The following is an 11,726-nucleotide window of genomic DNA, read 5'->3' as shown; positions in this document are numbered from 1 at the left end:
GTAGACGGGTTTCCCGTCCACGCCACACAGGCTAGATCGCCTGTTTCTTCTCGGCCGTGAACTGCAGATAGTACAGATTCGCGTACATGCCCTTCATGGCCAGCAGTTCGTCGTGCGTGCCCTGCTCCACGATACGCCCTGCTTCCATCACCACGATCCGGTCGGCCCGCTCGATCGTCGACAGGCGGTGCGCGATCACGATGGTCGTGCGCCCGGCCATCAGCGTGTCGAGCGCCGACTGCACCGCGCGTTCGCTCTCGTTGTCGAGCGCCGACGTGGCTTCATCCAGAATCAACAGCGGCGCATCCTTGTAGATCGCGCGTGCAATCGCCACGCGCTGGCGCTGGCCGCCCGACAGACGCGAACCGTTCTCGCCGATACGCGTGTCGATGCCATCCGGCAGGCGCGCCACGACGTCCGTCAGGTGCGCCGCGCGGATCGCACCGGCCAGGCGCTCGTGGTCGATGTGCTCGGCCCCGTAGGCGATGTTGGCTGCCAGCGTGTCGTCGAACAGCACGACGTTCTGGCTCACCATCGCCAGCTGGCTGCGCAGCGACGCGAGCTTGATGTCGGTGTACGGCACCCCGTCGAGCAGCACGCGGCCACCCTGCGGATCATAAAAACGCGTGACCAGGTTCACGAACGTCGACTTGCCGCCACCCGAGACCCCCACCAGCGCCACGGTCTGCCCCGGCAACACCTCGAGCGAGACATCGTCGAGCGCCGGACCGGCCGCATTCGGGTACTGGAATGCAACCCGTTCGAACACCAGATGGCCGTTGGCACGGCCCAGCTCACGGCTGCCGGTATCGACTTCCGGCTCGGCGTCGATGATGCCGAACACCGTCTCGGCGGCCGACATCCCCCGCTGCATCGGACCATTCACTTCGGCCAGCGACTTGAGCGGCGTGAGCAGCATCAGCATCATGGTGACGAACTGCGTGAATTCGCCGACGGTCATGTCGGCCTGCATCGCCAGCACGACCACCAGCGACAGCGCCAGCGAGGTCGCGATCTGGGTCACCGGCGTGGTGGCGGCAAAGGCCACCGTCATGCGCTGCGAGAAACCGCGCAGCGCGACACTGCGTTGATGAAAGCGGCGCCGCTCGTAGGCTTCGCCGGCGAACACACGGATCACCTGATGGCCACGCGCGGCTTCCTCGACCACGCCGGTCATCTCGGCGGTGACGCGCTGGCTTTCGCGATTCAGGTTGCGCAGGCGCTTGGTGGTCGTGCGCACGATGACGGCAGTCAGCGGGATCACGACGATGGCGATCAGCGTGAGCTGCCAGTTCAGGTACAGCAGGCTGCCGAGCAAACCGATCACGACCAGCACGTCGCGCACGCAGGCGACGAACACCGACTGGATCATGTCGACGACCTGGCGCACGTCGTTGACGACCGTGTTGATGATCTTGCCGGTGCTCTCGTCCTGGTAGCGCGCGACCGGCAGGCGCAGCACGCGCTCGAAGGCCATCGCGCGCATGTCGTTGAGCACGCGCGACAGCACCCAGTTGTTGAAGTAAGCGGTGCCGAAGGTGCCGATCCCGCGCAGCACGAAGATCGACACCAGCACGGCAGGAATCAGCCACAGGCTGAACGAGACGCGCTCTTCGAAGCCGCGGTCGAACAGCAGCTGCATCGCCTTGGCCAGCAGCGGCTGCGTCGCGGCGGTGATCGCCATCGACAGCAGCGCCAGCGCCGCGCGCGATTTGTACGGTTTGACGAGCGCCAGCAGGCGCCGCACGATGACCTTAGTTTCCACGTTGTTCAACCTTCTTTTCAACCATTGCAGCTTTCGCCTGGCGCGTCTTCGCGACCAGGCACAGTCCCATCAGCAGGAACACCATCAGCGCATAGAACATGCTGCCCTTGAGCGACCAGAAAATCACCTCGGTCAGGCCGAAGCTGAAATAGCTCAGCACCACCAGCATGCCCGCCAGCGCCGGCGCGAACTGCGGCAGGCCGGCGCCGCGCGCATGCGCCTGGGCCTGCGCGCCGCGGCCGAGCTGGCGCGCGAAGAACACGAACGGCGCGACCAGGATGCCGGCCCAGGCCAGCAGCCCGAAGATGCCGCCCGTAGCGAGCGCCTGCAACCCGTCATTATGGAGGTGTTCCAGGGACAGGATCGCCGGATCGAGCGTGCCCTGCTCGACCATGTTGCGGATTTCGGTGCGCAGCGTGTTGCGGTCCAGGCCGAACAGCGGCCGCTGTTCGATCAGGATCGCCGCGCCCTTCCACAACTCGAGCCGGGTGCCGACATTGGTATGTACATTGCCGCCATCGACCCAGGTCTGGACATCGTCCACGCCCTGCAGCGCGCGCTCCTGCATGCCGGTGGCCGGCACCAGGAATGCAGCGGCAACCAGCGCGAAGCTGCCAGCCAGCAGCAGGCGCAGCTTGCGGCTGTGCAGCAACTGCGCGTAACTGAGAAACAGCACGGCGGCCAGCGCCAGCGCAACCCAGCTGCCGCGGGTACCGGTGAGCAGGCAGGCGGCCAGGCCGGCCAGCGCGCCCAGGCCCGCCAGCGCCGCCTTGCCGGCGTGATGCCGATAATCGATCGCCGCCGCCAGCGCCACCAGGCCCAGGCACAGCGCCAGGTCGCCGAAGGTAATCGCGTTGAGAAAGCCGCCCGGGCGCTCGACGCCCATGGCGATGCGCTGCCAGGCCACGAACGGCAGCGCCGCGATCGCGCCCGCTACCACGCCCCACCACAGCATCGCGGCGCGCGGCCTGGCCAGCACGACCAGCGCCATCGCGCTCATGGCCAGCAACAGGCGTGATGGTTTGTCGAGCGAATCCAGGTGCGCCTCGGGCCGCAGCACCACGGCGGCCACGGCCAGCGCAAACTGGAACACGAAGGCCGCGAGCACCCAGCGGATCTCTTTCCAGTACGGCGTCATCGCCGCCCAAGCCTTGCGCGGCACGAACAATGCGGTGAGCAGAAACAGGAGGCTGGAAAAACCGATGCCGGACGGCGTGGTCAGACTAATCAGGGGAAACAGGAACATCTGGAAGCCAACCAACAACTGCAGCGGCTCCCGGGCCATGATCGACGTATTGTTCATTCTTGTTCTTGTGGGCTATTCTTGCGGCCTAGAGAGCATTTGTATCGGACACCATGCAGCAAACACAGACATTGTCGGTCGTGATCACCACGTACAACCGGCCCGACGCACTGGCGGCGGTGTTGGCCGCCTGTTTCTTGCAGGACGACAAGAATTTTGAAATCATTATCGCTGATGATGGCTCGACTGCCAACACGCGGGACTGCGTCACGCGGCTGGCGGCAGGCGCCCCGGTGCCCGTCAAGCATGTGTGGCAACCGGACGACGGCTTTCGCGCCGCCATGGCCCGCAACCGCGGCACGCTGGCGGCAACAGGCGACTATATCATCTTCCTCGACGGCGACTGCGTGCCGCAGCGCGACTTCATCGCCCGCCACCGCGCGCTGGCCCAGCAGGGCTTCCTCGTGTCGGGCAGCCGCATCCTGCTCAGCCAGGCGCTGACCGAACGCGCGCTGCAGGGCGGCATCGACGTGGCCGGCCTGAGCGTTGCCGAGCGCCTGCGCCTGCGGCTGGCTGGCGACATGAACAAGGTGCTGCAGACGATCGTGCGCTGGCCCGACGTTGGCCGCGTGCGCCGCAAGTTCAGCTGGCGCCGCATCAAGAGCTGCAATCTCGGGGTATGGAAGGCCGACCTAATAGCAGTCAATGGCTTCGACGAAAGCTTTACCGGCTGGGGCCACGAAGATTCGGATCTCGTGGTGCGCCTGTTCCATGCCGGCGTATTGCGCAAGGATGGCGCCATGGCAACTGAAGTGCTGCATTTGTGGCACGCTGAAGCCGAGCGCGACCAGGCATCGAGCAACCGGCGCACCGTGCTCGAGCGCGCCGTCAACGGCACCACGCAGGCCAGTGTCGGGCTGCGTGAACACGCTGCCCCCAACTGACCTGACCTGACCTGACCTGACCAGGCCTTAGACGCCCACCGCCGGCAGTGTCTGCGCAAACTGCGAGACGCCGTCGAGATTGAACAGCTCGACCTTCATCGCCTTGGTGCGCGGGTCGATATTGACCTCACCAAAGAACTGGTAGCCAGAAAACGGCGAAGAATTCTGGATCACCGGACTTTTCGAGAAAACCGCCGTGGGGCCGAAGGTCTTGTCGAGCACGCCCGGACCGAAGGCGCCGGCATTCATCGGGCCGGCAACGAATTCCCAGAATGGCGAAAAATTCGTGAACCGGGCCTGGGCTGGATCGTAATAGTGGGCCGCGCAGTAGTGCACGTCGGTGGTGATCCAGACCACATTCGGGATCGCCTTGATACTGCTGAGCAGGCGCGCCATTTCGAGTTCGCGGCCGAGCGGCACGCCATCGTTGCCGTTGGCGATCGCTTCCCACACGTCTTCACCCCGGGCATTTTTGCCGTCGCCAACGTTCAGGCCAATGGGCATGTCGGCGGAAATGACTTTCCAGGTGGCGGTCGAGGCTTTCAGCCCGGCGATCAGCCATTCCAGCTGTTCACGGCCCATGAATGCCGAACTCGCGTCCTCCGCCGTTTGCAGATTCGTGCTGTTCGGGCCACGATAGGTGCGCATGTCCACGACGAAAACGTCCAGCAGCGGGCCATGCGAGATGATGCGATAAATGCGCTGCGGTTCGCTTTGCTTGTAGTAGCGCATCGGCGCATATTCGAGGAAAGCGCGGCGACCACGGGCCGTGAGGGTGGCGATGCTTTTTTCGGTATAACGTGCGTCGCCCGACAAATCCTTGGCGGCGCTGTAGTTGTTCGTGACTTCGTGATCGTCCCATTGCCAGATCTGCGGCACCTGGGCCGCAAACTTGCGAAAGTTCGTATCCAGCATATTGTAGGCGTGGCGGCCGCGGTATTCCTTCAGTGTTTCGGCGACCTTGCTCACTTCCTCCGTGACCACATTGCGCCAGACCTGGCCGTTTTCTGCCGTCACCTGGGCCAGGATCGGCCCATCGGCATAAATCGTGTCGCCGTTGTGGATGAAAAAGTCCGGGTCGCGCAAGCGCATCACTTCATAGATTTTCATGCCGCCAAAATCGGTGTTGATGCCCCAGCCCTGGCCGCACTGGTCGCCGCTCCAGTGAAACCTCACGGCCCGGGTGCTATCCGCAGCCGGCGTGGTCCTGAATTGGCCCGAGATGGTTTCGCTTTCGATCTTTGCATTATTGGGATCGACGTAGCGCACGCGCACGAAGACCGTCTGGCCGGCGGGCAGGCCGCTCAGGTCGATACGGCTCGTGAAATCGGTCGCGTCGCTGGCCGTGGGGCCGACGATGCGGCTGGCGTTGCTGAAACGCTCGCTGGTATCGTATTCGACGATCATCTGCGCGGTGCGGTCGCTGCGGCTCCAGATGATCGCCCGTTGATCGGTAATGTCGCCGAACTGGATCCCCGATGGCATCTTCGGGCGTTCGCTTTCACTGACACCGATGGCCGCATGGCTGCTGCCGCCGCAGCCCCCGAGCAGCAAGGTGCCGCCCAATGCCGAACTGCCCACCAATGCCCCGCCCTGGGCCAGGAAAGTGCGACGCGAATGCGATGAAGTCATGCCAGCTCCGTTCATGTAAGAGCCGACCAGCTTATTTTTTCAATATGACGTGGGCATGAATCGTCAACCGGATTGCGTTAGTCCTTGTGATCCAGCGCCGGGATGTCGGCGCGGGTGCGTGCGTTTGTGGATTTCCTGCGGCTGGCCGTGAGCGCTCAACGGGTTTGACTGTGGGACCAGTGAAAGTTTTCGTGTATTTTGCGCCGCGCCATATGTGTAAGCTGCATGCTATCGCCATATAACGAAGGACTTGTCATGCTCAATGCGCGCCATCTTGCGATGTTCTCGGCAGTACTCCTGACTGCATGCGGTGGCGGCAAGCATGACACCGCGCCGGTGTCATCGTCGCCACCACCGCCGACGATTGCACTGGCCGCTTCGACAACGTCGATGATGCTCAACGGCGCGGCGGCCGAGATTACCCCAACGCTGACGGGTGTCACGGGGCCGGTCACCTGGTCGGTGACGCCCAAGGCGAATATTGGCGAGACCTTGTACACGGATCCAGGCAAGGCGACCGCCGTCTACGCGACACCTTACGACCTGGCGACGGACAAGGTCACGATCACGGCCAGCGCAGGCGGCATCTCGAACTCGATTCAGCTGAACGTGAAGCCAGCGCCGGTGCTGGTGCCGTGGGTTACCCTGCCGGTCACGTGGGAGGTTCCGTTCGGCGATCCGCCCTATCTTTACGGACCGCGCCCGGTTGACCTGGCAGCCGATCAATCCGGCAATCTGTACATCGCGTATTCATCGCCCGTGTCGGACATCAAGAAGGTGGCAACGGACGGCAGCATCACGACCTATGCCAACGTGGGCGAACCGATCTCGCTGGCCTTCGGGCCGGACCGCCTGCTGTACGTCGTGGACCAGATTGGCACCGCCGCGTACGCGATCCGCCGGATCGCAGGCGACGGGACGGTGTCCACATTGACCCAAACCGCGCCGTATGATGCGGCAACAGGGACGATCGATGGCGCCTCCGGCGTCGCCACCGCCGCGACATTGAGGGTCGCGGTGGCGCCGGACGGCACCGTCTACGCAACCGACGGGTCGCGGGTTCGCAAGATCGCGCCAGACGGTTCGTTGTCGACGTTTGCTGGAGGCGGTTGCGAGGCCGGTGCCATTCCAGGATGGACCTGCGTACCCCAAGTCAATCCGGTGGACGGCTCTGGCACACAGGCACGATTCATGGGGCCAGCGCAGATCGTCACCGACAAAGCCGGGAACCTGTACGTCAGCGATATCATGCTGATCCGGAAGATCACCCCTGCAGGCGCAGTCACGACGCTTGCCGGTCGAACAAACCGGAACTTTGATTTCGTCGATGATGTGGATGGCACAGGTAGCGCCGCTCTCTTCAGGGGTAATGGCCCGATGGCCATCGATGCCGCAGGTAACCTCTACAAGCACAGCGTTACCGGAAACGTGAGAAAGATCACGCCTTCCGGCGTCGTTACCACGGTGGCAAAAGCGGTGAGTTTTGCTGGGTTCGCACCGCAAAACAGCACCGTATCGCTATATGCCGGGATTCCCGGCGTTCTGATCGTGCAGTCCTATGCGCGGTTAAGCAAGGTCCCGATCGACTGAGGTACCAATGAACCTCAGGCCACGCCGCGCTGTGCCCCACCCCAGGCCCGCACCCGCGCGGCAACGTCCTGCGGCGTGATCGACCGCATGCAGGAGCAGGTCGCCGAGTCCGCACAGCCGGCGCACGGCTGGCGGGCGACCGCTACCTCGGCCAGCGCGCCCAGCGGCGCCCAGCGGCCCGGATCCATCGGCTTGATCGGCGGGAACAGCCCCAGTGTCGGCCGCCCCAGCGCCGCCGACAGGTGCATCGGGCCGGTGCTGCACGCCACCAGGCCATCACAGGCGCCGATCAGCGCCAGCAGTTCATCGAGGTCGAGCCGGCCGCACAGATTGTCCACGTTCGGCAGCGCCAGCAAGGCCGGCGCCTGCGCGGCCAGCAGCACGCCCTCGGCCGCGCTGCCGGTGACGAACAGGCGCATGGCCGGGTCGCTTCCGAGGTCACGCGCCAGCGCCGTGAAATGGGCCAGCGGCCATTCACGGGCGCTGCCATTCGACTTGGGATGCAGGATGATGTGCCGCCGCCCCGGCGCCAGCAAGGCGTCGACGGCGGCGCGCCGTGGTGCATCCAGCCCGTACAACTGCGGGATCTCGGCCAAGGTCGGCACATGATCGATGCCCAGCGGGCGCAGCAGCAGAAAGTTCAGCTGGGCCTCGTGCAGGTCGGACTTGGCGCGGCTGAAACGCGCCAGGCGGTTGCAGGTGAACCAGTGATACACGCGGTGGCTGGTGCCCACCCGGTTAGGCACGCGCGCTGCCTGCGCCGCGCGCGCCAGGCGCCGGTCGGGAAACGCAAAGATCACGGTGTCGTAGTCGCCCTCGGCAAACAGGCGGGCCAGATCGTCCGACGCTTCGAGCGTGATCACGCGGTCGAGATGGCGGCTGTGGCGCATGGCCGGGGCCACGTAGGCACGGCACAGCAGGTCAATCTGCGCCTGCGGAAAGCGCTGCTTGAGGTAGCCGGCCAGCGGCAGCGTCAGGACGACGTCGCCGATATTGTCGGTACGGCAGATCAGGATGCGGCCAAAGGCCGATCTGCCGTCGGTCGAACGTGCGCTAGTACTCAACTGCGACGTCCTTCGCACCCAGCGACAACTCCAGCGCCGCCTTGAGCGTATCGGATGGCGCCACGCGCCAGTCGTCGCCCAGTTGCACGGTGAACGGAATATCCTGCGTCTGCAATCGCAGGCTTACCGGCATGCCGTCATGCACCCGGTGCGGCTGCAGGATCTCGGCCAGGCGGGCCGCGCTGACCGATTTGTCCAGGTCCATCTCCAGCTTGTGCCCGTACTGGATGCGCGCCGTGGCCAGGTCGAACACTTTCTCGGCCGTGATGCGCAGACCGCCGTTGAAGCGGTCTTCGGACACCTTGCCCACCACGAGCAAAAATTCGTCTTCCTTGAACGCGTTCTTGTTGGCTTCGAACACTTCGCTGTAGACCGTCACCTCATGCACGGCAGTCTTGTCGTCCAGCGCCACGATCAGGATCTTGCCGCGCTGCGTCATCTGCGTGCGGATGCCCGAGATCACGCCGCACATCATGCGCGGGTCGCGCGACGGCTCGAGGTCTTTCATGCGCGTCTTGGCAAAGCGGCGCACCTCTTGCGCGTACGAGTCGAACATATGGCCCGACAGGTAGTAGCCGAGTGCGATCTTTTCTTCGGACAGCTTCTGGCGATCGGTCCATGGCAAGGCCTTCACGTACTCGGGCGGGGCCACGAGATCCGCATCGTCGCCACCGAACAGGCTGACCTGGTTGATGGCCGCTGCAGCCTGGCCAGCCGCCTCCATCGCGAACGACACCGACGCCAGCAGCACCGAGCGATCCACGCCGAAGGCGTCCATCGCGCCGGCGCGGATCAGCGATTCGATCGTGCGGCGGTTGATCTGCTTGCGGTCGACCCGGTTGCAGAAGTCGAACAGGTCCTTGAACTTGCCGCCCGCCGTGCGCGCAGCAATGATGGCTTCGATTGCGCCCTGCCCCGCGCCCTTCACGCCGCCCAGGCCGTAGCGGATATTGGTGACCTGCTTGCCTGTTTTCGAGCGCGCTTCGCCTTCCGGCGTGAAGCGGAACTGCGATTCGTTGACATCCGGCGGCAGGATGGTGAGCTTGCAGACCTCTTTTGAATCTTCGACCAGGATCTTGATCTTCTCGGTGTCTTCCATCGCCAGCGACATGTTGGCTGCCATGAACGCGGCGGTGTGGTGCACCTTCAGGTACGCCGTGTGGTACGACAGCAGCGCGTAGGCGGCGGCGTGCGACTTGTTGAAGCCGTAGCCCGCGAACTTTTCCATCAAGTCGAAGATCTCGTCGGCCTTGGCCGTGGTGAGGCCATCCTTGGCCGCGCCGGCGCGGAAGATCTCGCGGTGCTCGGCCATTTCTTCGGCCTTCTTCTTGCCCATCGCGCGGCGCAGCATGTCGGCGCCGCCCAGCGAGTAGCCGCCGACGATCTGCGCCATCTGCATCACCTGCTCCTGGTAGACCATGATGCCGTAGGTCTCGGACAGGATCGACTCGGTGCGCGGATCGGGGTAGTCGAACTTTTCGCCGTGCTTGCGCTTGCAGAAGTCGGGGATCAGGTCCATCGGACCCGGGCGGTACAGCGCGACCAGCGCGATGATGTCCTCGAAGCGGTCGGGCCGCGCATCCTTGAGCATGCCCTGCATGCCGCGCGATTCCAGCTGGAAGATCGCGACGGTCTTGGCGTCGGACAGCAGCTTGTACGACGCGCGGTCGTCCAGCGCCAGCTTGGCCAGGTCGAATTCGCTCTCGGCCGGATCGAGCTGCTTGATGTACTTGACCGCGCGGTCGAGGATCGTCAGCGTGGTCAGGCCCAAAAAGTCGAACTTGACCAGGCCCACGGCCTCCACGTCGTCCTTGTCGTACTGCGAGACCACGCCGGTATCGCCGCCCTGCGTGTACAGCGGGCAGAAGTCGGTGAGTTTGCCCGGCGCGATCAGCACACCACCGGCGTGCATGCCGATGTTGCGGGTGATGCCCTCGACCTTCTGCGCCAGTTCAAGCAGCGTCTTGACCTCTTCTTCGTTCTCGAGGCGCTCCTTGAGCATCGGTTCTTCTTCGATCGCCTCGGCAATCGACACCTGCTTGCCCGGCTTGAACGGAATCAGCTTGGAGATGCCGTCGCAGAAGTTGTAGCCGAAATCGAGCACGCGGCCGACGTCGCGGATCGCGCCCTTGGCTGCCATCGTGCCGAAGGTGGCGATCTGCGACACCGCATCGCGCCCGTACAGGTCTTTCACGTGCTGGATCACCAGCTCGCGCTTTTCCTGGCAAAAGTCGATGTCGAAGTCGGGCATCGAGACGCGTTCGGGATTCAGGAAACGCTCGAACAGCAGGTTGTACTTGAGCGGATCCAGATCCGTGATCTTGAGCGCATACGCCACCAGCGACCCCGCACCCGAACCGCGGCCCGGGCCGATCGGCACGTCGTTGTTCTTGCCCCACTGGATGAACTCGGCCACGATCAGGAAGTAGCCGGGGAACTTCATGTTGATGATCGTCTGGTTCTCGAAGTCCAGGCGCGCCTCGTAGCGCGGGCGCTCGCGTTCGCGCTCCGCCTCGTTCGGGTACAGCTGCAGCAGGCGATCTTCCAGGCCTTTTTTGGTTTCGGCGATCAGGAATTCGTCGATCGTCATGCCGGGGGTCGGGAAGTTCGGCAGCTGCGGCTTGCCCAGTGTGAGCGTGACATTGCAGCGCTTGGCGATTTCAACGGAGTTGGCCAGCGCGCCCGGCAGGTCCCTGAACAGCTCGGCCATTTCGGCCTGCGACTTGAAGCACATGTTCTCGTTGAAGCGGCGCACGCGCTTGGCGTTGGCCAGCATCTCGCCCTCGGCGATACAGACGCGCGCTTCGTGGGCGATGTATTCGTCCTTGTCGAGGAACTGCACCGGATGCGTCGCCACGACCGGCAAGCCGAGGCGGCTGGCCAGCGCCACCGAATGGCGTACCTGCTGCTCTTGATTGAGCTGGCCGGCGCGCTGGATCTCGATATAAAAATGGCCCGGGAACACGCGCGCCCAGCGCGCGGCATTGGCCTCGGCGCGGGCGATGTCGCCGTTCTCGATGGCCTGGCCGATGTCGCCGAAATGCGCGCCCGACAGCACGATCAGGCCATTGGCCTGCGACTGCCCGGGATTGAGCGTGGACGTGGACGTGGCCAGCGCTTCGAGCCATTCGGCGCGCAGTTCGGCGCGGCCTTTGTGCTGGTTGGTGAGCCAGGCACGCGCCAGCAGGTCGCACAGCTGCAGGTAGCCGGTGTGGTTCTTGGCCAAAATGAGCAGGCGGTGCGGCTTGTCGCGGTTGTCGTCGTTGGTGATCCAGGCATCGACCCCGACGATCGGCTTGACGCCCTTGCCGCGCGCCTCTTTGTAGAAGCGCACCAGGCAAAACGTATTGGCCAGATCGGTCACGGCCAGCGCCGGCTGCCCATCCTTGACCGCCGCCTTGACCAGCTCGTCAATACGGACCAGGCCGTCGACGATGGAGTATTCGGAGTGGATGCGCAGATGGGTAAAAGTCGGGGAAGTCATCCCC

At 64.3% G+C, this 11,726-nt stretch carries 7 protein-coding genes; 2 read left to right on the top strand and 5 right to left on the bottom strand.

Annotated elements, in window-relative coordinates:
* Positions 1-31: 31 nt before the first annotated feature.
* Both msbA and IFU00_02790 read right to left on the bottom strand, forming a co-directional pair.
* Positions 32-1,765 carry a lipid A export permease/ATP-binding protein MsbA gene (gene msbA / locus IFU00_02795; GenBank protein ID MBD8541207.1) on the bottom strand — a complete coding sequence of 578 codons (1,734 nt, stop codon included), beginning with the start codon at positions 1,763-1,765 and terminating at the stop codon, positions 32-34.
* Positions 1,755-3,068: an O-antigen ligase family protein gene (locus IFU00_02790; protein MBD8541206.1), complete on the bottom strand. Its 1,314-nt coding sequence runs from the start codon at positions 3,066-3,068 to the stop codon at positions 1,755-1,757. Before IFU00_02790 ends, msbA begins: the two co-directional genes overlap by 11 nt.
* A 53-nt stretch (positions 3,069-3,121) precedes the next feature.
* On the opposite strand from IFU00_02790, the gene IFU00_02785 reads away from it, so the two are divergent.
* A complete protein-coding gene (locus IFU00_02785; GenBank protein MBD8541205.1) occupies positions 3,122-3,952 on the top strand; it encodes a glycosyltransferase family 2 protein in 831 nt (276 codons plus the stop codon).
* A 27-nt stretch (positions 3,953-3,979) separates the two neighbouring features.
* Here IFU00_02785 and IFU00_02780 read toward each other — a convergent pair whose 3' ends face one another.
* Positions 3,980-5,584: an alkaline phosphatase D family protein gene (locus tag IFU00_02780; GenBank protein MBD8541204.1), complete on the bottom strand. Its 1,605-nt coding sequence runs from the start codon at positions 5,582-5,584 to the stop codon at positions 3,980-3,982.
* A 255-nt stretch (positions 5,585-5,839) separates the two neighbouring features.
* Here IFU00_02780 and IFU00_02775 point away from each other — a divergent pair, with 255 nt between their 5' ends.
* Positions 5,840-7,174: a hypothetical protein gene (locus tag IFU00_02775; protein MBD8541203.1), complete on the top strand. Its 1,335-nt coding sequence runs from the start codon at positions 5,840-5,842 to the stop codon at positions 7,172-7,174.
* 14 nt (positions 7,175-7,188) lie between these two features.
* Here the strand turns inward: IFU00_02775 and IFU00_02770 are convergent, their stop codons facing one another.
* On the bottom strand, positions 7,189-8,340 hold the full coding sequence (locus IFU00_02770) for a glycosyltransferase family 9 protein (protein MBD8541202.1): 1,152 nt from the start codon (positions 8,338-8,340) through the stop codon (positions 7,189-7,191).
* The gene (dnaE, locus tag IFU00_02765; GenBank protein MBD8541201.1) at positions 8,228-11,722 is read right to left on the bottom strand and encodes a DNA polymerase III subunit alpha; all 3,495 of its coding nucleotides are present in this window, start codon (positions 11,720-11,722) and stop codon (positions 8,228-8,230) included. The genes IFU00_02770 and dnaE overlap by 113 nt, the downstream gene beginning before the upstream one ends.
* Positions 11,723-11,726 lie beyond the last annotated feature (4 nt).

Origin of the sequence: Oxalobacteraceae sp. CFBP 8761, from assembly GCA_014841595.1 — a bacterium.
Lineage (GTDB): Bacteria > Pseudomonadota > Gammaproteobacteria > Burkholderiales > Burkholderiaceae_D > Telluria.
Note: the sequence above shows the minus strand (reverse complement) of the source record. Positions and strands in the feature narration are given on the sequence as shown.

What these genes read in the sequence shown, in the direction of transcription:
- IFU00_02785 (MBD8541205.1), top strand. Translation starts at nt 3,122, where the DNA reads ATGCAGCAAACACAGACATTGTCGGTCGTGATCACCACGTACAACCGG.
- IFU00_02780 (MBD8541204.1), bottom strand. Translation starts at nt 5,584, where the DNA reads ATGACTTCATCGCATTCGCGTCGCACTTTCCTGGCCCAGGGCGGGGCA.
- dnaE (MBD8541201.1), bottom strand. Translation starts at nt 11,722, where the DNA reads ATGACTTCCCCGACTTTTACCCATCTGCGCATCCACTCCGAATACTCC.
- IFU00_02775 (MBD8541203.1), top strand. Translation starts at nt 5,840, where the DNA reads ATGCTCAATGCGCGCCATCTTGCGATGTTCTCGGCAGTACTCCTGACT.
- IFU00_02790 (MBD8541206.1), bottom strand. Translation starts at nt 3,068, where the DNA reads ATGAACAATACGTCGATCATGGCCCGGGAGCCGCTGCAGTTGTTGGTT.